Origin of the sequence: Vibrio sp. B7, assembly GCF_963888765.1 — a bacterium.
GTDB lineage: Bacteria > Pseudomonadota > Gammaproteobacteria > Enterobacterales > Vibrionaceae > Vibrio > Vibrio anguillarum.
This window is the reverse complement of the sequence record NZ_CAWPKR010000003.1, coordinates 1-23,738: the sequence shown is the minus strand read 5'-3', so window position 1 is coordinate 23,738 and position 23,738 is coordinate 1. Positions and strand designations below refer to the sequence as shown.

Here is a 23,738-nt window from a genome sequence, read left to right as displayed (position 1 = left end):
ATAAAAAAACACCGCCCAAGGGCGGTGCTAAAGAATTTGACAGACAGGTCAAACAATAAATACAGGAAGTATATGTTTTGGTGCAGGGGATAACTGCACAAAACAGGATGGTAGAATTCTACCTCACTCGAAATACGAGTTTGCAAACACAACATCGCAACAAAAGCCAATTGATTCATAACTGAATCAAGCCGTTCAGGCCTTGTTGCGGGGTGAAATATAGAATTTCTCTAGCCGCTCGGCAATGGACAATTTATAATGTTTCAGATTAAAAAAACTAATCTAATTTTTGAGTGTACCTATGTCCAGAAGATTGCCACCATTGAACTCGCTGAAAGTGTTTGAAGCGGCAGCTCGCCAGCTGAGTTTTACTCGTGCTGCGGAAGAGCTATTTGTGACACAAGCCGCAGTCAGTCATCAAATCAAAGCGTTAGAGGAATTTTTAGGGTTAAAGCTATTTCGCCGTCGTAATCGTTCTCTGCTATTGACAGAAGAAGGGCAAAGTTACTTTCTCGACATTAAAGATATCTTCACCGCACTCTCTGAAGCCACCGATAAGGTACTCGAGCGCAGTGAGAAAGGGGCATTAACCATTAGTTTACCGCCGAGTTTTGCGATTCAGTGGCTCGTGCCGCGTCTGGCCGATTTTAACCAGCAAGAGCCGGATATTGATGTGCGTATCAAAGCGGTTGATATGGATGAAGGTTCGTTAACCGATGATGTGGATGTGGCGATTTATTATGGGCGAGGTAACTGGCCTGGTTTACGCGCGGATAAGTTGTATCAAGAGTTTTTGATCCCGCTTTGTTCTCCTTCACTGCTGCTAGGCCCTAAGCCTTTAGAAACACTGGACGATCTAACACGCCATACTCTGCTACACGATACTTCACGTAAAGATTGGAAACAGTTTGCCAAAGAGAACGATCTTGAAGGGGTGAATGTCAACCACGGCCCCATCTTTAGCCATTCGACCATGGTGCTGCAAGCGGCGGCGCATGGGCAAGGTATCGCACTGGGGAATAACGTGTTAGCTCAGCCAGAGCTGGAAGCGGGTCGCTTGATTGCGCCTTTTGACGAAGTGCTGATGACTAAAAATGCTTTCTATGTGGTCTGTCACGAGAAGCAGGCCGATATGGGGCGCATCGCCACTTTCCGTGATTGGATGCTCAAAAAAGCCAGAAGGGAACAAGAGGTATTGCTAGATGAAGAGTAAGCTATTGCTCACTATCGCGGCTTTTATGGCGGGCGTTGGTGTCGCTCTAGGAGCTTTTGCGGCGCACGGCCTAAAAGCGTATTTAACCCCTTACTTGCTTTCGGTGTTTGAAACGGGAGTGCAGTACCAATCGATTCACGCTTTAGCCATATTAGCGTGTGGTATTTTGCTGCGTTGTCGTTTGGGATCGAAAGCACAAAAATATTTTTTCATTGCGGCAATTTGCTTTATCATCGGCGTCCTTTGTTTTAGCGGCAGTCTTTACGCTTTAGCACTCACGGGCATCAAGTGGTTTGGCCCGATCACGCCATTTGGTGGCGTGTTCTTTATGCTAGGGTGGGGAGTGTTTGGCTATGCAGCACTTAATATTCAAGAGGTGGACCAGTGAAACACGTAATGCTCTATTGTCGTGCAGGCTTTGAAAAAGAGTGTGCCGGAGAGATCCAAGATAAAGCGACTAAGCTAGAGGTTTTTGGTTTTCCTCGTTTGAAAAACAATACGGGTTACGTTTTGTTTGAGTGCTATCAGGCCGGTGATGCTGATAAGCTGATTAAAGAGATCGATTTCCAATCGCTTATTTTTGCTCGTCAGATGTTTGCGGTAGCGGCGGAATTTAGCGATTTACCTAAAGATGATCGTATTTCGCCTATCTTATCTGAACTCGCCGAACTTGAGGGTTTTCCGCGTTGTGGTGACATTCGCATTGAAACGCCAGATACCAATGAAGCGAAAGAGTTGCTCAAATTTTGTCGTAAGTTTACCGTGCCATTGCGTCAAGCGTTACGTGGCAAGGGGATTCTATCTAACAAAGAGTCGGCGAAGAGACCTGTGCTACATGTCTGTTTTATTCAACCCGGCCACTGCTTCGTCGGGTATTCGTACACCAACAATAACTCGCCTTTTTTCATGGGTATTCCTCGTTTGAAATTCCCAGCCGATGCGCCAAGTCGTTCCACACTGAAGTTGGAAGAGGCTTTCCATGTGTTTATTCCTCGTGAAGAGTGGGATGAACGTTTGGCTCCGGGAATGTGGGCGGTAGACTTGGGCGCATGCCCAGGGGGCTGGACTTACCAACTGGTGAAGCGTTCGATGTTTGTTCATGCTATCGACAACGGTCTAATGGCTGAAAGTTTGATGGACACAGGACAAGTGAAACACCATGCCGAGGATGGTTTTAAATTTGAGCCGCCACGCAAGAACGTGACTTGGATTGTGTGTGACATGATTGAAAAGCCAGCTCGTGTTGCGCATTTAATGGGGCAGTGGATCCTCAAGGGTTGGGCGAAAGAAGCCATCTTCAACTTAAAGCTGCCAATGAAAGGGCGCTATGATGAAGTTTTACAAGATATTGAAAACCTAAAAGTTTTTCTGATTAAAAATGATGTAAAGTTCCGCATGCAGGCAAAGCATTTGTATCATGATCGTGAAGAGATCACAGTGCATGTTCAATGCTTGTCGAACATCTCTCCGCACTAATGCTCCAATAGGTTAATTTAACGCTCCTTTCTAGGAGCGTTTTGCTATTCTGGATGGGATACTTGCGCTGAAAAGCGAATGTCTTGCAAATTAAAACCGAGCTCTATATCGGTCTTTAGTGTGGCAATGTGTTTGCAGACTCGCGCCATATCGATCTGCTCATCAAATTTTTTACGGTATTTCTTGGCCAAATCAGCACTGGCGTAGGCCGCTTCTATGTCGGGAAATTGCGTTAATATCTCTTTTGCTGCTTTGGGACCAATGCCGGCAATGCCGGGAACTTGGCTTGAACTGATGCCCGTTAATCCCCAAAAATCGGTTAATTGGCTCGGCTTTACGCCAAATTCCTGTTCAATAAAGGGTTGATCTAACCAACGATGTTGAAAGTAGTCACGAATTTGTAAAGTGGGGGAGAGCAGTTGGCAGTAGCCTTTATCGGTTGAAATGATCGTTACTTTTTCACCGTGGCTTGCCACTTTCGTGGCTAAGGTGGCCACCAAATCATCGGCTTCATCACCTTCCGAGAGCAGTGAATCAATCCCTAATTCCCACCATGCTTGCTGAATGGCGTCTAAGCCAAGTTGCAGTGCTTCTGGCATCGGCTTCCGGTTCTGCTTATAAGTCGGTAGAAGTTGTGCTCTCCAGCCCCGGTCTTGTAAGTGATGATCAAACACGGCGATGATGTGGGTCGGTTGAGCTTCATTGATGATACGGTGCAAGGTGCGCGAGGTTGTCTCTATGGTTCTTGCCATATCGTTAGGATCGGGTTGTGCGGAGTGCACCCGACGGATCAAATTCAAAGCATCAATGATGACAAGGTGTAAAGACATAACGACCAAAAAATAAGGGCTTAATAAGCCCTTATTGTAATGATCTCACTTAATATTGCCACTCATCCCCGGCATAAGTTATTTTTGCCTTTAATGGTTAATGGTTAATGGTTATTGGTTGCAATTTTATAGCAAGGTTCATAAGCACTGCCGCCGGGCAGCTTCATTCGGTGTTGTGCAACGAAATCTTTTAGCAATAGATCCATTTTTTTCATCAATTGGGCATCGCCATCAATGATGAATGGGCCGTGACGTTCAATTTCTCGAATGCCTTCCGCTTTCACATTACCAGCGACAATGCCAGAGAAGGCGCGACGCAAGTTAGCAGCGAGTACTTCTGGTTTTTGGTTTAGGTGTAAATCCAAGTTGGCCATACTGTCGTGAGTCGGTTCAAAAGGCAGTTGGAACTCAGGCTCGATTTTGAGGGACCAGTTGAAACTATAAGCATCACCACTATCTTTACGATGCTGACGAACCAGCGGCATCGCTTGGCTCATGATACGCGCCGCTTTTTCTGGATCATCAATGACGATTTGATAATGCTGGCGTGCTTTTTCACCTAATGTTTCGGCAATGAATGTGTCGATTGAACGGAAGTAGGCTTCGCTCTCTTTTGGACCAGTCAGTACAATTGGCATTGGTTGGCTTGCGTTATCTGGGTGCATCATGATACCCAAAATGTACAGCAGTTCTTCCGCTGTTCCTGCTCCACCGGGGAAAATAATGATGCCGTGCGCCATTCGTACAAAAGCTTCTAGGCGTTTTTCGATATCCGGCATAATCACCAATTCGTTCACAATCGGATTCGGTGGCTCGGCGGCAATGATCGATGGTTCGGTTAAGCCAAGATAGCGTTGTGCGGTATAGCGCTGTTTAGCGTGTCCAATGGCGGCTCCTTTCATTGGCCCTTCCATAGCGCCTGGTCCGCAGCCTGTACAAATGTTCAGTTCACGCAAGCCCAGCTCATGGCCCACTTCCCGCGTATATTGGTACTCAGTAGGGTTGATCGAGTGTCCACCCCAACAAACTACTAAGTTAGGTTCAAGACCGGGAACCAAGGCACTGGCATTACGCAAAATACCAAATACTAAGTTGGTGATGTGAATGGCATTGGTGAGATTTAGGCGCTGATTATCCGCCAGATGCATGTTGACATAAACGATATCGCGCAGGACCGAAAACAGATGTTCTTGAATTCCTTTAATGATCTGCCCATCAACAAAGGCATGTTCTGGTGGATTCGTCAACTCTAGCTTGATACCGCGTTCACGGCGCATGACAGTGACATCAAAAGATTTATATTTTTCAAGAAGTTCTTTTGAGTTATCCGTATGGCTACCAGAGTTAAGTACCGCCAAAGTACAGTTGCGATACAGTTGATATAGATCGCTCGACGCGGTCTTTTTTAGACGCTCAACTTCAAGTTGAGAAAGCAGATCCATGCTGCCTGTAGGGCTGATATGAGTAATCATACTGGCCTCCTTAGTTGAGAAGTAAGGAAAATGTCCACGCTACGACTAAAGTTGGTTTTTATATATACCCGCTTAGTATGGAGTATAGGTCATGGTTCGTTTAGTGACGGATGTGCGATAGGACGATATAACTGATTGAAATTACAGTATCAATCTAGTTCTTTTCTCGATTGTTAGGAAATGTTTATGCAAGCAGAGTGTGATGTTCAGCACGCTTTAGTTTGGTTTTGTTCAAATAGCGACCAGTTAAGGCCGCGATTTGAATGGATTTCTTTTGTCTACATCATCCGATCTGGACTTGTGTTTATTTCCAAACCACTTGGTTAGGACCGAAACTCTTGGCTTCTAGTAACGAGCGGCGTAAACGTTCAAGTACTTCCTCTGGCGTATCGGAGTCTTTAAAACAGGTACTCGCGGCTGAAAGTGTAATCGTAATACTCTTGTCTCTGAACTTGAAAGGGAGCCTCGATACATGACGTTGAATGTTTTTTACCACCTTGAAACAGTGATTATCTTCTTGATCGGGAAGTAAAATAATAAATTCTTCACCAGAGAAACGTGCCACGGTATCTGTATCGGATGCTTCTTTGGATATGGTGCGGGCAATAATTTTAAGGGCTTTATCACCTGCCGTATAGCCAAAGCTATCGTTGATAGTTTTGAACTTATCAATATCAAAGATTACGATTCGGAAAGTATGTTGAGCTCTTATCCAGCGCCGATATTCCAGCTCAAGGTGGTCATTAAAGGCCGTGCGATTATAGACTTTTGTCAGTGGATCAAGCAGCAAGCGCTGAGACTGATCTTCCAATCGACGGCGATAATCTTGGGTGAGCTCAAACAGAGCTTCCATTTGATTTTTGCCATAATTTAAGCGTTCAATCAGTGCCTGCTCGCGTTGCTCTGCATGACTTAAGCGTTCAGAAAGTGACGCCATTTCGCATAATATAGGTGAAACGGAGAGCTTAAGATCGTCAATCGCCACAGAATCTTTGATTAGGGTTTGGCTTTGGGTAATCAAAGCGGCGAGTTCAGCATTCATCTCTTGGCGATGTTCAAAGTAACTCTGGCTTTGGTCTGCGTTGTGAGTGCTACTTTTAATGTGTTTTGTGAGTGATGAGTTGACCTGTTCTAAAAACTTCTCAGATGTTTTTCGCTCACTGTTGGTGCCATCAATCACCAGTTTTAGAACCTCTAACGTCAACTCTAAGAGCGTTGATGTCGATACGCCAATCAACAGCTTGGCACGAATATCTACCAGTAGTTCCCCTGATTCACCTTCAAAATCCAATTCAGTGATCAGGTGTTGCAGTTCATCGGATAGCTTGGTCAATAGCTCTCTATCCGCGACATGCAGCTCGCTGATGGCCGTATTCGGATTCGCTGTTATTATTTTGATTGCACGTTCATAAATCCCAAGCAGTTGAATCGCTTGTTCGGCTTTAGGCTGAGCTTCTGAAAAACTGAGCAGATCACGTAAATCACGCTTAAGTTTGGCGGGTAGGCCAGCAACGCGAAGTAATGTTTCTCCACAATGTTTGATTTGAGAGTCCAAATGAGAGTTTTCTTTTTCCATAACCAAAGTTTGTTGCTTCAACATGCGCTCCAATACGGCTAAGCGAGGTATGAGCGTGCTTACGTCTTTTTGTTGCTCTAGAGCTTCACGAAGATCCGATAAATTAATATTTAGCTGATGATCATTGCCCTGACACGCCAAGCTTAATGATGTGACGATCCGTTTTAGGACAGTATGTTCTCGTTTAAATTTGAACGAAGTGTCCCTGTGTGTCAAACGAACCTGTTCCAACTGAGTTTTCAGCTGCTGTAACTGTGTTTGAATATCCTGTTCGAGAGCGCCCATGTACAACTAAACTAAACTGCGAGGATCGTTAGAATCCTATTAATTGATTTGTCGATAATAACAAATTAATTGCCCACGTCACTGCTTTAACACATTGAATGCCGAGTAATTACCCATCTTTTAGGAGTTTTTTGATGCTCTCCTCATTCTTATAAGAAGAATGCACTTTTATCAACCCTTGATTGATGGCGTGCTTGCATGATTTGCGAATATTGTTGGAGGCAAAACTAGCGGCTGGAGCGTTATCGATCGCTTTTAAGTAGACCCAATGGCTTGCTCCTTCTCTCATGCTTAGCTCTCGAGCCGTGTTGGTTGCCATCAGCAGAATATCGAGTAGCTCTTTATCATTAATCGCCATATAAGCTCTTGGCAAAAATGGGTAGTCGGCGATGCCCATCCGTATTGTACGGTTTAAGCGACGTTCAGGTTGAAATTCATCTATCCATTGCTGAATTTGATCGAATGCGATTTCAGGCGGTGTATTGCGATCGGCATTCGGTTCGATATAGAGCAGATTGGAATCTGAAAAGTGATAAATCCGATTCGGTTCTTTGATTTTCGATTTTAAAAACTGACCAAATTGATGCTCCAATTCTAAGCCAGCTGAATAGCCATGTTCTAAGTACATGTTGCGCAGAAAGGGAATATCAATCATCACAAAGCGGAGGCGATCACTCAGTGGCTCGTGGATGAGTTCACCAATATACCACGGCTCAAAATGACGGCTGCTTTTTTGTATCGCTGAAGGAAGCTTAGCATTGAGCATGCGCAAGTTACGCAAGCGAGAGCGAGAATGGGTAAAGAGCGTGCTGTTGAGTTCATCGATTTCTTCATTTTGCAACTGGATAAGGTAGCCTCTACGCAGTAGCAGTAAAAATAAAATGATGGAGATGATAAACAGAATAAAGGCGATCTTTTTGAATTTATTATACTCTTCTTGAGTTTTGAGCAGCGCTTTTTCTTGCCCAACCAGATGTAGGGTTTGTTCTACAAACTCTTTTTGCTGACGAAAAGCATCTTCACTGATTTGGTTGAGTTTTTCTTGGCGTATTTGCGATAGTGCATTGCTGCGTTTTATATTCTCTAAGGCCTGTGCGTACTGACTGTTTTGCTCATAACCCAAGGCCAGTAACCGATAGGCATGCTCTTCAATCTCTTCATCTTGCATCGTTTTAGCAACGCTTAAGGCGTGTTGAGCGTTGCTGATGACCACATCGGCTTGCTTTTGGTGAAAGGCTAATCCTGAATGCAGTAAGTAAGCCTGTGCCTTTAAACGAGGATAATCTTTCAGCTCAAGCAAGTCTTCAGCGCGAGTGAGATATTGGTCAGTTAGTGGGTAGTTATAGAGACTAAGGTAGGTCGCCGCTAAGCTAATACGCACTTCAATGACTTTTTCCAGATCATTGCGGCTCGTTTCGTGATCGATCACGTTGAAGTAGTGAACGAGCGCTAGATTGTATTTACCTTGCTGGTAATAGACATCGCCCATACGTTGCAATACATCAGCCAAGGCTGGCGACTTGTTATAGCCGTCATAAAAATCGGCGGCTTGAGACAAATGCTCTAAAGCCTTATCGAGCACTTTTCTTTCAAAAAAAAGCTGAGCCAGTAAGGTATTGGTTTTAGCGAGTAGGGCGCTTGAGTTGTTTTCAATCGCGCCCCAATAGGCAACTAGCAACTCAGATAAAGCACGATTGTAAAAGCCATGAGTGAGAAAATGTTGACCAATAACAATCTGATATTCAATCACGGTTTTCGGTGAGGAGATCGAATCAATGTAAGGCTTTAGGTCAGCAAAAAGCTTATTGGCCAGTTCGATATCATTGGCTTTTGAGGCAATTTCTGCTTTGAGCAGGGTAATTTTATAATCGAGACCTTTTGCCACTTGATCCGCATTTTTGATGGCATCATATTGAATGCTGATCGCGCGTAGCGCCTGCCGAGCGGCGCTTGCATCATTATTATTGAGCCAAATTAGACGAGTTTTGAGTATTTGTACATCCGTGGCTAAATAAGGCAATTGATAGTGTTGCGTGAGCTCTTCAGCAAGTTTTAACGCGGCCAGTGCGGCATCCATATTGTGCAACTGGAACTCTGCTTTGGCTAAAATCTTTAACGCATCAACGCTGCTGCCCGGTGTTCGAATCCGACTGTCGCTTTCATCGCGCGCCATCACTGATGATGATTTTTCTGATTTTTCGGCCAACTTGCGCTGAGTCAGATACTCAGTGGCTAGGGTTTTGGCTTGATTCGGTGAGATATCAATCAACCCATTGGCTTCATTTAACATTGGCGACGAGTAGATAGTGGCTTGTGAAGCCAATGAAAACAGAGCCAGAGTTAAACTGAGCAAAAGTGTCCAGCGCACGTTGATCATCCTAATGCTAATCCTTATTGACGGGCCATACGTTGGTTATGTGTTGGCCGTTCTTGTTCGGTTGAGCGAAATGGGTTGATATCCAAACCGCCGCGGCGAGTGTATCGAGCGTATACTGTTAACTGTGTCGGTTGGCAGTATTGCATAATGTCGGTGAAGATGCGCTCTACACACTGTTCGTGGAACTCATTATGTTCACGAAATGAGACGAGATAACGTAACAGTGCTTCTCGATCAATTTGTTGACCTTGATAATGAATTTCGACGCTGCCCCAGTCGGGTTGATTGGTGATTAAACAGTTCGATTTCAGTAAATGGCTGTGCAGTGTTTCATTGACTTGCTCACCACGCGCGGCACTTTTCAGTAAGCTGGCATCAAATTGGTAACTTTCAATCTCAATATCTTGTCCATCAATGCATTCACCCTGCATAGTTACAATCGCTTGGCCAGTGTAATCGGTCACCGGGTTGAGAGTGACACTAACTGGCGCGCCGGCACAGGCCGATAAATCGTTGGTTAAGCGCTGCGTTACTTCATCCCAACTGGCTATTTTGCTTTGGTTATAGCTATTGAGGTAGAGCTTAAAGGATTTAGATTCAATCAAACTAGCACTTGTCGCAGGGATAGAAACCTCGCCAATTGCCACTTGTGGTAACCCTTTTTCATTGAGCCAAGAGAGCTCGTACAAAGTCCAAATGTCACAGCCTTTAAACGGTAAGCTATCCCCCAAATGCAGATCATCACGGTTTAAGCTACGAGGGACAGGTTGCAGTAAGCTTGGATCGTACTGTTTGGCGTAGTCGGTTTTTTTGCCAAGGGTTAACCCTGCCAGCGCTTTGGCATCGGAATATTTGCTCATACTTTCACGTCAATTCGATTAGAATAAACAGAATTTTACGCAATCCTAGGGTTGCTGTCATCACACAAGGCAGCGACTCATCAATTTTGGAGCACTTCATGGCACAAACTGCCGAGCAAGCCTTACTTTCATTTACTCAACGTTATCTTGACGCTTACCAAACAAAGCATGGCGAGTCTCCTCGTAATGATGAGTTGGCTGAGTTGGATTCCCCTTGCGCAGTGATGAACGACCAAGACCGTGTGCTGTGGAAACCCGTCGTCAGATCGGTTGCAGCTGATTTTTCTAACGTAGAAGCAGCGATTGAATTGACTCTACATTCTGATATTAAAGCCTTTTATGGCGTACAGTTTTGTGCGGACATGCCAGCTAAATGGCAAGGCAACGAGCTCGCTCTATTGCAAGTGTGGAGTGAGGATGATTTTATTCGTTTGCAGGAAAATATCCTCGGTCATTTGGTGACTCAGCGCCGACTAAAACTCAAACCAACCGTGTTTATTGGTGCAACCGATGCGGAGATGGATGTGATTTCGATCTGTAACCTTTCTGGACATGTGATTTTAGAACGTTTAGGTACCGATAAACGCGACGTGCTGGCCGAAAGTGTGGCCGAGTTTTTCGCTAATTTAGAACCTGTGGTGTAACGATGTACGTGGTTGAATTGCAGTTTGAGTGTTTTGATAACACGACTATCTCGGCGGTAGATAAAGCGATTAATGGCCTAATGGATGCTTTACGCTATAACGGTCAAGTGCTTGGGCGTGAATTCCCCATCGTGATGGGAGAGGGCGAGTTCTTTGTGCGGGTGGTTTGCCCAGAGCAAGAAAGCTTACACCCTAAGTATCATTCTGATTTTGTTAGGGTGTGCCTGAGTCGCTTGACGGAGGCTAGTTTGCTGGCTCCGAAAGCCCGTTTGTTGGGGCGCGATCTTAATTCCGAGCAAGCCGCTGATGATGTTTTGCCTAGCTGGCAGATACTTTACACCACTTATGTACACACTTGTTCTCCGCTGCGCAGTGGTGACACATTGCTGCCGATCCCTTTATATCGTAATTCTGCGACCTTAAATGGCGATCATAAAGCAGTGATCAAATGGCAAACAGAGTGGCAGGCGTGTGATGAACTTCAGATGGCGGGTGGTTGCCGAGCAGAACACGCTGCATTGCACGAGATTTGCGATGTGGACAGTGTGCTGTTTATTAGAGGATGGGATTTACGAGGACGAATTGAGTTTTTGACCCACGTCCCTACTTATTACTACCAATATCGAGTTGGCGGCCAGAGCCTAGCGGACGAACAAGCCAGAAAATGCCCGAAATGTGGGGGAGAGTGGCTACTCGATGAACCGCTGCACGACATTTTCCATTTTAAGTGCGACCCATGCCGTATTGTGTCCAATATGTCTTGGGATCATATTAAGTAGACAGATGCGTGTTGTTGATACGAAAAAGCCGATACATCGCGTATCGGCTTTTCTATTTTTATAGGCTTTTTTGCACAGGTAATAGGCTTATTAATTACCAGCCTTTTACTGCGCCACCGTCAAAAATTTTCGAAGCGGCTTGGTACACTTCTTCTGTTTGGTAGGCTTTAACAAAGTTAGTCACGTTTTCAGCATTCAGATTTTCTGCACGAGAAACAATGATATTGACATAAGGTGACTCTTTATCTTCAACGAACACACCATCTTTTTCAGGCGTTAGATTGATTGAGCTGGCGTAGGTCGTGTTGATGATCGAGAGCGTAACGTCGTCAAGTGAACGAGGCAGTTGCGCGGCATCTAACTCAACAATAGTGATGTTTTTTGGGTTGGCGACCACATCACGTACCGTTGCCAGTAGGCCTGCACCGTCACGTAGAGTAATAAGGCCTTGCTGTTCTAGCAGCAGTAAAGAGCGACCAAGGTTGGTTGGATCGTTAGGTACCGCAATACGAGAGCCATCTTGAATCTCATCAACCGATTTCACTTGTTTTGAATAGCCAGCAATCGGGTAAACAAAGGTGTTACCAGCAATCGCTAATTTGTAACCGCGGTCAGCGATCTGTTGATCAAGGTATGGCTTGTGTTGGAATGCATTGATATCAATCGAACCATCATCCAGTGCCGCATTAGGGGTAACATAGTCGGTAAACGTTACGAGTTCTACATCTAGGTTGTATTTTTCTTTTGCAATTTTTGCTGCAACTTCAGCAACTTGTGCTTCAGCACCGGCAATGACACCCACTTTGATTTTATTGTTGTCGACCGCTTTTTCACCACAGCCTGCCAGCACGAGTGCTGAAGCGCTAACGGCGAGGGTAAGTAGAGCTTTAAGGCTAAATTTCATGATTAACTCCTTGTTATAAAACGAATCTGTGTTTTAACTTTATTGTGATTTAACGGTGGTCGACACGGCGGACAAACTTATCGCCAATCGATTGAATAATTTGTACTAAGACAATCAACATCACCACGGTGACCGTCATGATGCCTAAGTCGTAGCGATGAAAGCCGTAACGAATAGCGACATCGCCCAAGCCACCGCCGCCAACGGTTCCGGCCATGGCAGAGTAACTTACTAGAGTGACCATAGTGATGGTGACTGAGTTGACAATCGTTGGTAGCGCTTCAGGAAGCAACACTTTACGAATAATTTGGATCGGCGTAGCCCCCATTGACTGCGCAGCTTCGACCAAACCAGTGGGCACTTCCAGCAATGCACTTTCAATTAAACGAGCGACAAATGGAATTGCGCCAATCGTCAGCGGAACAATAGCCGCAGTGGTACCAATAAACGTACCGACAAGCAGTTTTGTCACCGGAATAATGGCCACCATAAGCACCAAAAATGGCACAGAGCGACCAATGTTGACGATGGCACCAAGAATGCGGTTCAGCTGAGTGTTTTCGAGAAGGCCGCCTTTTTTGGTGGTATGTAAAATAACCCCCAGTGGAATACCAACCACGAAACCGACGATGCCCGCGACAGCGACCATGTAGAGTGTTTGCCAGGTTGCCATCAGTAGAAGATCGCCATTCAGGTTTAACCAAGCGGTGATGGTGTTAAAGGACATAACCAAGTACCTCTACTTTTACGTTGTTTTCGCGAAGAAATTCAAGAGCAGCCGTATCGTCCGACTCATTACCAAACAGTTCAGCGACCATCATGCCGAATTTAACGCCACCAGCGTAATCAAGGTCAGAACTTAATATACTGACATCAATATTAAATTTACGGGCAATTTGTGTCATCAAGGGAGCATCAACCGTTGCGCCTGTAAACTCTAATCGCACCAGCGGGTAGCTACCTTTTACGCGAGTGGCTTGCAGGCGAGCTTGGTAATCTTCCGGAATTGATAAATCGAGCGTTGAGCGAATAAATTGATGAGCCAAGGCGGTTTTAGGGTGAGCAAAAATCTCGCCAACTGTGCCTTTTTCAACCAGTTCACCGTCGCCAATAATGGCCACTTCGTGGCAAATACTTTTTACCACATCCATTTCGTGAGTAATTAGCAAAATGGTGATATTGAGTGTGCGGTTGATCTCTTTCAATAGCTCTAAAATCGATTGAGTCGTCGCAGGATCAAGCGCACTGGTGGCTTCGTCACACAGCAATACTTTGGGATCAGAGGCGAGTGCTCGCGCTATTGCAACACGTTGCTTTTGACCACCACTCAGATTTGCAGGATAAGTTTCGCGCTTATCCGTCAGGCCGACCAGTTGCAGCAGCTCTGACACTTTCTTTTCAATGCTATTTTTTTCGACACCAGCCAGTTCAAGTGGCAGAGCAACGTTGTCAAATACCGTACGTGATGAAAGCAAATTGAAGTGTTGAAAGATCATGCCAATGTTGCGACGAGCTTGGCTGAGTTCTGATTTGCTCAGTTGAGTTAAATCAACGCCATCAACCACAACCGAACCTGTTGTTGGAGCTTCTAGCATGTTGACACAGCGAATCAGTGTACTTTTCCCTGCACCTGACGAGCCAATTACACCAAAAATAGTGCCTTGCTTAATGTGAAGATTAATCTCTTTCAAAGCATGAATTTCCTTATTGCCTTGATAGAAAACTTTATTTACTTGATTAATTTGAATCATCGGAAAACCTGTGCAGGGATAACAGAATAAAATGTTGAACTCTCTCTCACTTGTTGGACGATGCTATGGCTTAACTTGATTTAAGTCAATAGATATTTTTACGTCTAGACGTCTAAACGCTTTGGTGAATTAGGTAGTGATGAAAAAAATAAAGCGTGTAATAATCATCATATCTGGCGTGATATGAGAGAGTTATTTTGGCTAAACCTGCAGTGTTTTTAGATCGCGATGGCGTGATCAACGTTGATCATGGCTATGTTCATGATGAACATGATTTTGAGTTTATTGATGGTGTATTTGAAGCTACTAAGAAGTTTCAAGACATGGGGTATTTGCTGGTTTTGGTGACCAACCAATCAGGTATCGCTCGTGGGAAATTTAGTGAAGAGCGCTTTTTATCTTTAACGCAATGGATGGACTGGAATTTTGCCGATCACGGTGTCGAGTTTGATGGTATTTATTACTGCCCGCACCATGCAGAGCACGGTGAAGGTAAGTATAAAGAAGAGTGTGATTGCCGCAAACCCAAGCCTGGTATGTTTATCTCCGCACGGGACTTTCTTGATATCGATATGGAAAAATCTGTGATGATAGGCGATAAAGCTGAAGATATGATGGCTGCACAAGCCGCAGGTGTTGGTACTCGTGTGTTAGTGCGTACGGGCAAACCCGTTACTGAGCAAGGTGAATTACTCGCCACCGTGGTACTTGATAGTATTCGCGATGTCCCTGCTTTTCTTGCACAGTAAAAATTCCCCCCTTTGTGGAAGGCAATATGAATAAATCATTTCTTTTTGTTGGATTCAGTGTTGGTTTTTTAGCGGCATGCTCACCACATTACGCGAACGATTCGCGCGTTGAAAGTGAGAACCTGTTCCAGCATTATCAATGCCGTTCTGGTGAGCATTTTGATGTTGCGTATATTGAGCAACAGTCAGCCGTTCTCCGTATTGCCGATCGCGAATATACATTAATACAAATTCCAGCCGCCTCTGGCGCAAAGTATGTGATCGACGATAGCGAGCAAACTCAGCCTCAAACCGTGCTTTTACATACGAAAGGCGATGAAGCTTTGCTCGAAGTGGGATCAACGACTTATCAAGGCTGTATCACTCAATAATTCATTTAAGATAAGCGCATGCTATCTTCCATTTTTATTTACGCTATAGGTTCGCATGAGCAGAAAACTGACTATCTTGGATATTGCAAAACTGTCTGGTGTTGGTAAATCGACGGTTTCTCGTGTATTGACGAACGACCCAAAAGTGAAGCCTGAAACACGAGCAAAAGTGGAACGCGTTATCCAAGATTCTGGGTATGTGCCACTGAAATCGGCTCAGTTAATGCGTGGTGGCAGTGAAAAAGTGATTGGCGTGATTATCTCACGCCTTGAGTCACCGTCTGAAAACCGCGCCGTGGGGCGAATGCTACAGGTGTTGTATCAAAATGGGTACGATGTGGTGATTATGGAAAGCCAGTTTGATCGCACTAAAACGAACGAGCACCTTGAGGTTTTACATAAGCGTAATGTGGATGGTGTAATTGTATTTGGTTTTACCGATCTCGATATCACACAACTCAACCTATGGGCATCGCGAGCGGTTGTGATTGCGATGGATGCCGATAAAGTCTCATCGATTAACTATGACAATTATGGTGTTATTCAAGGCGCGCTTGCTCATTTGACTTCGAAAAATCGAGTTCATATTTCCTACATTGGGGTCGATCCTAGCGATAAAACGACAGGTAAATTACGTTTAGATTCGTACTTAGATTGGTGCAAACAAAGTGGATGCACTCCCAATTATCGCACTGGACGTTTGCATCATGAAAGTGCCTACCAACTGGTTGATGAAGTGCTAAATGATCAGACTCAAGCTATCGTGTGCGCCAGTGACACTCTGGCACTTGGCGTAATTAAACGTCTCCAAGAATTGGGCCGAGATGATATCGCCGTCACTGGTGTGGGTGGTAATGAACTGCTCTCTTTTCTTTTCCCTAATATTTACAGTATTGATCCTGGCTATGCTCAAGCGGGAGAAAAAGCAGCTAATTTATTGATTTTACAGCTTAATAATGAAATGAACCCTGCACACATCACTCAACAACCGCTAACAAGCTAACTCCTTATTTCTTAAAGTGAATTACAATTAGTCTGTGATCTTATTCAATTAATGGGATTGTTCCCATTTTTACCTTTTATTATTTATGTCAATATTGCACTTGCAGGTGGGAATGTTCCCATTAAAAAGAAAAACAGACAGTATTCCAATATAGGGTGGGCAAAAGTATGGCCAAGATAGCGAAGCAAGACGTGATACGTCTTATCGAGCTGGTAGGTGGTAAAGAGAACATCGCCAGTGTGAGTCACTGTTTGACTCGTTTACGCTTTGTTTTAAATGATACCGACAAGGCGGATAAAAAAGGACTAGAACAGCTGAGCATGGTTAAAGGGTGTTTTACCAATGCTGGGCAGTTTCAAGTTGTGATTGGTACTGAGGTGGACGAAGTTTACGCCATCTTAATCGGGCTTTCAGGCAAAGAAGCCGTTTCTAAAGATGAAGCGAAGAAAGCCGCTCGCCAAAACATGAATTTTTTAGAACGTGGCATTTCGCATCTTGCGGAAATCTTTGTTCCTTTGCTGCCAGCGATCATCACTGGCGGTTTAATCCTCGGTTTTCGTAATGTCATTGGCGACATTCGTATGTTCGATGGCAAAACCTTGGTTGAAATTAGCCAATTTTGGGCCACGGTTCATTCTTTCTTATGGTTAATTGGCGAGGCTATTTTCTTCTTCCTACCGGTTGGTGTTTGTTGGTCAACGGTGAAAAAGTTGGGTGGAACACCGATACTAGGTATTACTTTGGGTGTGACTCTGGTTTCGCCTCAATTAATGAATGCTTATCTGATCGGTAAGCAGATGCCCGAAGTGTGGGATTTTGGCTTGTTTGTGATAGAGAAAGTCGGCTATCAAGCTCAGGTGATTCCTGCAATGTTGGCGGGTGTTGCTCTGGCGTTTATTGAGACAAACTTAAAGCGCATCATCCCTTCTTATCTTTACCTCGTTGTTGTGCCGTTTATCTCTATCATATTGTCCGTTATTTTGGCCCACGCTTTAATTGGTCCATTTGGTCGCGTATTGGGCGATGGCGTCGCGTTTGCGGCTAAAGCTGCAATGACTGGCGATTTTGCGGTTATCGGTTCAATGGTGTTCGGTTTCTTGTATGCGCCACTGGTCATTACCGGGATTCACCACACCACTAACGCGGTGGATCTGCAATTGATGCAAGAAATGGGTGGTACGCCAATTTGGCCACTGATTGCACTGTCAAATATTGCTCAAGCGTCTGCGGTCGTCGGTATCATCTTTATCAGTAAAAAACACGGTGAGCGAGACATCTCTGTTCCTGCGGCTATTTCGGCTTATTTGGGTGTGACAGAGCCAGCGATGTATGGTGTCAACTTAAAGTACAAGTTCCCAATGCTAAGCGCCATGATTGGTAGTGCTATTGCAGCCGCAATTTGTGGTAGTGCAGGGGTGATGGCGAATGGCATCGGTGTGGGTGGTTTACCAGGTATTCTTTCGATTCAACCACAATACTGGGGTATTTACGGCATCGCGATGCTGGTGGCGATGGCCGTCCCAATTCTGCTTACTCTGTTTTTATACAAACGAGCTCAAGCTAAAGGCGAGCTAGAGCCAGCAAGTGCATAACCTTTCATTCGAGTGGTGAGTTTTCACCACTCATTTTCATTTTGGTAAGTGAGTTGTCAATATGGTTATAACCAAGAGTGATAGTCAGTGGTGGAAAACTGCGACCATCTATCAGATTTATCCCAAAAGTTTTTGTGATAGCGGCAATAAAGGAACGGGAGATATCAAAGGGATCATCTCTAAACTGGATTACTTGCACCGCTTGGGAATTGATGCCATTTGGCTGACACCCATTTATTCATCTCCGATGGTTGATAACGGTTATGACATTTCGGATTATTACAGTGTCAATCCTCAATTCGGTAGCATGCAAGATTTTGATGAACTGCTGGCTCAAGCTCATCAAAGAGGTATCCGCATTATTATGGATATTGTAGTTAACCACACCTCAACCGAGCACGCTTGGTTTCAGTCGGCGTTGGGTGATAAATCAAGTCCGTATCGTGACTATTATATTTGGCAAGACCCGATTAATGGTCAGGCTCCAAATAATTGGCAGTCAAAGTTTGGTGGTAGCGCATGGGCGTTAGATGACGCAACAGGGCAATATTATCTGCACCTATTTGCCAAAGAGCAGGCGGATCTAAATTGGGAAAATCCTCAAGTTCGTGAGGAAGTGAAGCAAGTGATTCGTTTTTGGGCCGAAAAAGGGGTGGATGGTTTTCGTCTCGATGTGATCAATTTAATCTCAAAAGCGCAGGATTTCAGTGATGATCACCAAGGTGATGGACGCCGTTTTTATACCGATGGCCCGCGCGTGCATGAATTTTTACAAGAGATCAGCCAAGCGGTTTTCCAACAGTACGGCAGTGTCACCGTGGGGGAAATGTCCTCAACAACGCTTGAACATTGCCAACAATATTCACGCTTGGACGGCAAAGAGCTGTCGATGGTGTTTAACTTCCACCATTTAAAAGTGGATTATCCGAACGGTGAAAAATGGACGAAAGCACCATTTGATTTCTTGCAATTGAAGCAGATTTTCAACCATTGGCAAACGGGTTTAAATGGTAAAGGGTGGGGAGCACTTTTTTGGTGTAACCATGATCAACCTCGTATCGTGAGCCGTTTAGGGGATGATCAACGTTATCGCGTTGAGTCGGCAAAAATGTTGGCCGCATCGATTCATATGATGCAAGGCACGCCTTATGTTTATCAAGGTGAAGAAATTGGCATGACCAATCCCGGCTACACCGCTATTGAACAGTACCGAGATGTGGAAAGTACTAACATTTACGACATCATGGTGAACCAGCAAGGGGTAAGTCATGAAGCCATGATGGTCATTCTTGCACAAAAATCCCGTGACAATTCTCGCACGCCAATGCAATGGAATGCAGAGCGCTTTGCTGGTTTTAGCCAAGGTCAGCCTTGGCTAGACATCGCAGAAAACTATCAAGAATTGAATGCGCAACGGGCGTTAGTTGATGAGCAATCGGTGTTCTATTTCTATCGAGAGTTGATAGCGCTGCGCAAAAAAATCGGTGTAATTACCGATGGTGATTACACCGATTTACTACCCGATCATAAAGAGATTTTTGCCTACCAGCGACGCAACGCGAAACAGGTGCTGATCTGTATCAATAACTATTATGGCGTTGACACCGAATGCGTGCTGCCAAAAGAGTTACCGATTGAGAAAGCAAAATACCTGTTAGGTAACTATACAGATATAAAACCACTCAAAGTTTTGGAACATCAAGTGCTTCGTCCGTATGAAACACGCGTAATTTTGTTCGATTTAGTATCCTGATTGAGTCCTACCCCTATAGATTCAGTCATTTTTCAGCCCCGAATTTTCGGGGCTTTTTTATCGATTCTGTTTATGAGTCACGGCCCAATGGTACTTTCTTCGTACTCTTATTGATTCAACGCAGTAGGCTCTGCTGTTGATGATTTGTTTAATGTTTTAACAACACCACAACTTTGTTGCTTGGTCACAATTAGTCACACAAAGATGAAACACAATCCGCTATAGTTTGCGTTCTTAGCAAACGGATGTGAAACACAATGAACAGTACTCTCTCCCCCTCTTATCGAGTGGTTCTCGTTGAAGACGATTTAGAACTCTCGGAACTGATCAAAGACTTTCTCAACCACTATGAGTTTTGTGTCTCAACGGTTGCGGATGGGATTCAAGCCGTTGATCGGATTTTGGATGAGCAACCTGATTTAGTCATTCTAGATATTATGCTACCAGGGCAAAGTGGTATGGATGTCTGCCGCGCTGTCCGAGATCAATACCACGGTATGATCCTAATGCAAACGGCGTTGGACGATGATATTGATCAGGTGATGGGGTTGGAACTGGGTGCCGATGACTATGTTGTTAAGCAGGTTAAGCCCCGTTTGCTACTGTCACGTATTCGAGCTTTACTTCGGAGGCAAGCAAGAGGAAGTCAAAGTGACAAATATGAATTGTGCATAGGTAGCTTGTGGATGAATTTGCAACATCGAGCGGTATTACTTGAGCAGCAGCCCATAAAACTCACGACCAGCGAGTTTGAGCTTTTGTATCTACTCGCCCAACATGTAGGCACCATTGTCACGAGAGATGATATCGCTCAGCATGTGCGTGGTTTTGAATATGATGGTTTAGATCGCTCAATTGATCGTCGTATATCACGCTTGCGGCGTGCGCTCGGAGATGATCCTAATGAACCTAAGTTGATAAAAACGGTTCGAGGTAAAGGATATCAGCTCTGCGCTGTATCGGAAGGGAAGTGGTCATGATTCGATCTTTTTGGGTACTCTGGGTAGCTGTGTTTCTGCCGATCTTATTACTCAGTATTCCCACGCAATTTAATCCGATCCCATATCTTAGCCGCAGTATCTCTGAAGAGTTTTATAAGCCTGTCTATCAGAGTAACTTTACGTTTCTATCTGAAAAATTGCGTCAAGCGCCTCAAGCTGAGTGGACAACGATTATTGACGGCTATGCTAAGCATTTCAGTTACCCACTTCGATTAGAGGCATTAGACAGTTACCACGCCTCCCCAGAAGTTTATCAAGCGTTGCAAAAAGGCGAGATCATTTTCCAAGATGGTGATCCTATGGCACTTTTGCAAAGAGTGCTGAACAGTGACAAAGTGCTCTATTTCGCGATCAATGAACCGAGAGAACTCGCTGCGCTTAACCAGTCCAGAGGCACATTATACCTCGCGGTAGAAGATCTCCGTAGCCAACCTCGTACTCAATGGCAAACCAGTATTGCTGAGCAAAATAGCCGAATACCTTTAGAGTTGAGTCTATTGCGAGAGCAAGATTTGTCACCCATCGAGCGAACCAAATTGCTGGCTGATAAAGAGCAGATGACCAGCTATATCAATCAACAAGGCAGCATGATCTTATTGGCTGCGGTGGATGAGAATACGTGGTTACGCGTCGAGGACAATATTTCCTACCAAACCCAATTAAAGCTCACTACGGCTATCGGCGGTTTCTTTTTTTTAGCCATTTCTGTGGCCTTAGTTATGTGGATTTATCCTTTATGGCGAGATCTGAAACGTCTGGTAAAAACGGCGAATGAATTTGGTCAAGGAGTATTATCTCGTAGAGCGACGACATCTCGGCTTTCCGTGGTCTCTCAGCTCAGTCATTCTTTTAATAACATGGCAAATAACATCGAAAAGCTGATTGCCAGCCAAAGAACCTTAACCAACGCCGTGGCGCATGATTTACGAACACCGCTCTACCGTTTACGCTTTGCATTTGAAATGCTTGAGGATGAAGACATTGCCTTAAGCCAGAAAGAAAAATACCGCCAAGTAATTCACTCCAGTATTGAAGATCTCGATCATTTGATTAACCAGACACTTGTTTTGTCGCGCTATAACCGTATCACAGATATTCGCCATTTTTCTTATTGCCACTTTGCCGACAACTTGGTTGCAGAAGCGGAGCATTTCCAGCTTGAAAACCCGCAACTCACATTGCGTGTCAGTGTGTTGGATTCGTTGCGACAGCAAACGATATTTGTCGATAATCGAGCTTTATTGCGGGCCGTTAAAAACTTGCTGAGTAATGCCGCGCGATTTGCGCAGCAAGAGATCCATCTCTCGTTGAACGAATCTGATGGGCAACTTTTTTTGGTGGTCGAAGACGATGGCCCCGGTATTGCGCCAGATGATATTGAACGTATTTTTGAGCCCTTTACTCAAGTGAATAATCAAGAGCGTAATAGTGAAAAAGGCCATGGTCTTGGGCTGGCGATTGTTAAACAGATCACTCGTTGGCATCAAGGCAAGGTTAGAGTAAAAGTAAATGGTTCAGCATTAGGGGGCGCATGTTTTGAACTGCAATGGCCGAAACAGATTTCTTTACCTAATGTGACCAAACTGGATACAAATGGTCAATAAACTGCTGACGATTTATTTGTATTGAGAATGCTACCTTGAATGGGTCGGTGAATCAGACCGCTCACAAGGAGTAAGCATGAATACCAAACTATTAGCGCTGTTTTTAAGCGGCGTATTTTTCTCATCCACCAGTGCCACTAAACCGATGGAATGGATCTCAGCCTTCAGCGATGGGGTCCGCTTAAATGACCAGCTCAGCCAAACCAATACGCAATCGAATGTGATGATGGATTACGCGCAACAAGATGCTGCAATGTATTTGGACGGTAGTGAAGTCACCTTTCTTTCCACCAGTACCAGTTACCTCTTCTAATGCTTAATCACAGGAAAATATTATGTTTAAGTTAAACCAGTTGTTCGTGATCCTGAGTGTGCTCGCACTTATCGTGGGATGTAAAGCCGATGATTTGAAAGATGCGGATAAGCTGACTAAGCCTACGGTTAATGCTGGTGCTGATCAGATGTTAATACTGCCAGTAAATAGTATTACGTTGAGCGGAACGGCGAAATCTGAGTTATCAATATATGAAATTAAAACGAAGTCTTGGCGTCAAGTTTCTGGGCCTCAATCGCTTACCTTAATCAATGCAGATTCTCTGAAAGCAACGGCGTTTTATCCTACGATTGCTGGCACGTATATTTTTGAATTATCAGTTAAAGACAGTGGTGGAAGAAGCAACAGTGACCAAATGCAGGTGATCATTCAGGCGGCCGCGCAAAGCATGCAGCGAGCCTATATGCAGCAGGTTGATATCGTTGCTTGGCAGTATGCTGATAGGAACCAAGGCATGCTGATCTTTAGTGATTTAGATTCGGTTTCTTTAACCGAAGTGGACACTCAATTAGAGCATGCGCTGACCTCACTCAATAGCGCTGCTGAGTTTGAGCTACATTTTGCCGCCAATGCTGGGGGAAATATACAAACGGCTTTGTTGTTATTAAATGCCCTTTCTGCTCAAGGAGTTCCGATTTGTTTAAGTGAAAGTTCATCTTGCCACTCTTTGGAACAAGGGTTTTTATTGCAGACTGAACTGCCAGAGAGTATCAATTGCAGTGATGCACAAAGCTGTGTTACCGCTCTACTTCAGTATATTGAGGGTTAACTAGACTACTTAGTGACGTCAGTTTATAGAGCTATGATGTAAAGAAACGAAAAAGCCAGCTCGAAAGCTGGCTTTTTATCGTTCTCAATCGAGAAAATATGGTGGAGGGGGACGGATTCGAACCATCGAAGGCGGAGCCGGCAGATTTACAGTCTGCTCCCTTTGGCCACTCGGGAACCCCTCCGGGTGTTTTCCTATTCTAAAAATAGGCTTGAATGATGTTTTTCCAACGTATCAATCAAGGTTTCTCTTGCGAGAGAATATGGTGGAGGGGGACGGATTCGAACCATCGAAGGCGGAGCCGGCAGATTTACAGTCTGCTCCCTTTGGCCACTCGGGAACCCCTCCGGGTGTTTTCCTATTCTAAAAATAGGCTTGAATGATGTTTTCCCAAC

General features: G+C 44.6%; 22 protein-coding genes and 2 tRNA genes. 14 read left to right on the top strand and 10 right to left on the bottom strand.

From position 1 onward, the window contains the following. The first annotated feature begins 301 nt into the window (after positions 1–301). The 3 genes from AACV32_RS01810 to rlmM are packed head-to-tail and all read left to right on the top strand — an operon-like array spanning position 302 to position 2,689. A complete protein-coding gene (locus AACV32_RS01810; RefSeq protein ID WP_026027676.1) occupies positions 302–1,213 on the top strand; it encodes a transcriptional regulator GcvA in 912 nt (303 codons plus the stop codon). Next, positions 1,203–1,601, top strand: a complete 399-nt coding sequence (locus AACV32_RS01805; RefSeq protein WP_013857395.1) for a DUF423 domain-containing protein — start codon at positions 1,203–1,205, stop codon at positions 1,599–1,601. Before AACV32_RS01810 ends, AACV32_RS01805 begins: the two co-directional genes overlap by 11 nt. Next, positions 1,598–2,689, top strand: a complete 1,092-nt coding sequence (gene rlmM / locus AACV32_RS01800; protein ID WP_017045575.1) for a 23S rRNA (cytidine(2498)-2'-O)-methyltransferase RlmM — start codon at positions 1,598–1,600, stop codon at positions 2,687–2,689. Before AACV32_RS01805 ends, rlmM begins: the two co-directional genes overlap by 4 nt. Before the next feature lie 44 nt (positions 2,690–2,733). Here the strand turns inward: rlmM and xni are convergent, their stop codons facing one another. The 5 genes from xni to queF all read right to left on the bottom strand — a co-directional run bounded on the left by xni (position 2,734) and on the right by queF (position 10,089). Continuing rightward, positions 2,734–3,519 (bottom strand): flap endonuclease Xni, encoded by a 786-nt coding sequence (gene xni / locus AACV32_RS01795; protein WP_026028115.1) that lies wholly within the window; start codon positions 3,517–3,519, stop codon positions 2,734–2,736. Between the two features lie 104 nt (positions 3,520–3,623). Beyond that, a complete protein-coding gene (ppnN, locus tag AACV32_RS01790; protein ID WP_017044198.1) occupies positions 3,624–4,991 on the bottom strand; it encodes a nucleotide 5'-monophosphate nucleosidase PpnN in 1,368 nt (455 codons plus the stop codon). Between the two features lie 304 nt (positions 4,992–5,295). Further along, positions 5,296–6,852, bottom strand: coding sequence for a GGDEF domain-containing protein (locus AACV32_RS01785; protein WP_017049458.1), 1,557 nt, complete (start codon positions 6,850–6,852; stop codon positions 5,296–5,298). Positions 6,853–6,961: 109 nt separating this feature from the next. After that, positions 6,962–9,229, bottom strand: a complete 2,268-nt coding sequence (locus tag AACV32_RS01780; RefSeq protein WP_170894837.1) for a tetratricopeptide repeat protein — start codon at positions 9,227–9,229, stop codon at positions 6,962–6,964. Positions 9,230–9,243: 14 nt separating this feature from the next. Beyond that, positions 9,244–10,089, bottom strand: a complete 846-nt coding sequence (queF, locus tag AACV32_RS01775; protein WP_013857388.1) for an NADPH-dependent 7-cyano-7-deazaguanine reductase QueF — start codon at positions 10,087–10,089, stop codon at positions 9,244–9,246. 98 nt (positions 10,090–10,187) lie between these two features. On the opposite strand from queF, the gene syd reads away from it, so the two are divergent. Together syd and AACV32_RS01765 are read left to right on the top strand one after the other, a co-directional pair. After that, entirely contained in the window at positions 10,188–10,733 is a 546-nt protein-coding gene (gene syd / locus AACV32_RS01770) for a SecY-interacting protein (RefSeq protein WP_170894836.1), read from the top strand. Between the two features lie 2 nt (positions 10,734–10,735). Next, positions 10,736–11,512, top strand: coding sequence for a Zn-ribbon-containing protein (locus tag AACV32_RS01765; protein ID WP_088728698.1), 777 nt, complete (start codon positions 10,736–10,738; stop codon positions 11,510–11,512). A 94-nt stretch (positions 11,513–11,606) separates the two neighbouring features. Here the strand turns inward: AACV32_RS01765 and AACV32_RS01760 are convergent, their stop codons facing one another. Genes AACV32_RS01760 through metN form a run of 3 tightly spaced genes read right to left on the bottom strand, consistent with a single transcriptional unit; the run spans position 11,607 to position 14,167 of the window. Next, positions 11,607–12,416: a MetQ/NlpA family lipoprotein gene (locus tag AACV32_RS01760; protein ID WP_013857385.1), complete on the bottom strand. Its 810-nt coding sequence runs from the start codon at positions 12,414–12,416 to the stop codon at positions 11,607–11,609. A 49-nt stretch (positions 12,417–12,465) separates the two neighbouring features. After that, on the bottom strand, positions 12,466–13,143 hold the full coding sequence (locus AACV32_RS01755; protein WP_017044205.1) for a methionine ABC transporter permease: 678 nt from the start codon (positions 13,141–13,143) through the stop codon (positions 12,466–12,468). Further along, on the bottom strand, positions 13,133–14,167 hold the full coding sequence (gene metN, locus AACV32_RS01750) for a methionine ABC transporter ATP-binding protein MetN (RefSeq protein ID WP_013857383.1): 1,035 nt from the start codon (positions 14,165–14,167) through the stop codon (positions 13,133–13,135). The genes AACV32_RS01755 and metN overlap by 11 nt, the downstream gene beginning before the upstream one ends. 197 nt (positions 14,168–14,364) lie before the next feature. Here metN and gmhB point away from each other — a divergent pair, with 197 nt between their 5' ends. From gmhB to AACV32_RS01705, 9 genes are all read left to right on the top strand, one after another. Then, positions 14,365–14,916 carry a D-glycero-beta-D-manno-heptose 1,7-bisphosphate 7-phosphatase gene (gene gmhB / locus AACV32_RS01745; protein ID WP_017044207.1) on the top strand — a complete coding sequence of 184 codons (552 nt, stop codon included), beginning with the start codon at positions 14,365–14,367 and terminating at the stop codon, positions 14,914–14,916. A gap of 26 nt (positions 14,917–14,942) precedes the next feature. Continuing rightward, positions 14,943–15,287: an MliC family protein gene (locus AACV32_RS01740; protein ID WP_096036176.1), complete on the top strand. Its 345-nt coding sequence runs from the start codon at positions 14,943–14,945 to the stop codon at positions 15,285–15,287. Positions 15,288–15,342: 55 nt separating this feature from the next. Further along, positions 15,343–16,290 (top strand): trehalose operon repressor TreR, encoded by a 948-nt coding sequence (gene treR, locus AACV32_RS01735; protein ID WP_013857380.1) that lies wholly within the window; start codon positions 15,343–15,345, stop codon positions 16,288–16,290. A 167-nt stretch (positions 16,291–16,457) separates the two neighbouring features. Then, on the top strand, positions 16,458–17,882 hold the full coding sequence (treB, locus tag AACV32_RS01730; RefSeq protein ID WP_026027679.1) for a PTS trehalose transporter subunit IIBC: 1,425 nt from the start codon (positions 16,458–16,460) through the stop codon (positions 17,880–17,882). 61 nt (positions 17,883–17,943) lie between these two features. Then, positions 17,944–19,635, top strand: coding sequence for an alpha,alpha-phosphotrehalase (gene treC, locus AACV32_RS01725; RefSeq protein ID WP_170894835.1), 1,692 nt, complete (start codon positions 17,944–17,946; stop codon positions 19,633–19,635). 257 nt (positions 19,636–19,892) lie between these two features. Next, positions 19,893–20,615, top strand: coding sequence for a winged helix-turn-helix domain-containing protein (locus tag AACV32_RS01720; protein ID WP_017044211.1), 723 nt, complete (start codon positions 19,893–19,895; stop codon positions 20,613–20,615). Continuing rightward, positions 20,606–22,240 (top strand): ATP-binding protein, encoded by a 1,635-nt coding sequence (locus AACV32_RS01715; protein WP_017049464.1) that lies wholly within the window; start codon positions 20,606–20,608, stop codon positions 22,238–22,240. The genes AACV32_RS01720 and AACV32_RS01715 overlap by 10 nt, the downstream gene beginning before the upstream one ends. Positions 22,241–22,316: 76 nt before the next feature. Continuing rightward, positions 22,317–22,553 (top strand): hypothetical protein, encoded by a 237-nt coding sequence (locus tag AACV32_RS01710; RefSeq protein WP_170894834.1) that lies wholly within the window; start codon positions 22,317–22,319, stop codon positions 22,551–22,553. Positions 22,554–22,575: 22 nt separating this feature from the next. Beyond that, complete coding sequence (locus AACV32_RS01705; RefSeq protein ID WP_017047989.1) at positions 22,576–23,343, top strand: PKD domain-containing protein; 768 nt, start codon at positions 22,576–22,578, stop codon at positions 23,341–23,343. A gap of 99 nt (positions 23,344–23,442) precedes the next feature. On the opposite strand, the gene AACV32_RS01700 is transcribed toward AACV32_RS01705, so the two are convergent. After that, a tRNA-Tyr gene (locus AACV32_RS01700) sits at positions 23,443–23,527 on the bottom strand. A gap of 79 nt (positions 23,528–23,606) precedes the next feature. Continuing rightward, a tRNA-Tyr gene (locus AACV32_RS01695) sits at positions 23,607–23,691 on the bottom strand. Positions 23,692–23,738: the final 47 nt, after the last annotated feature.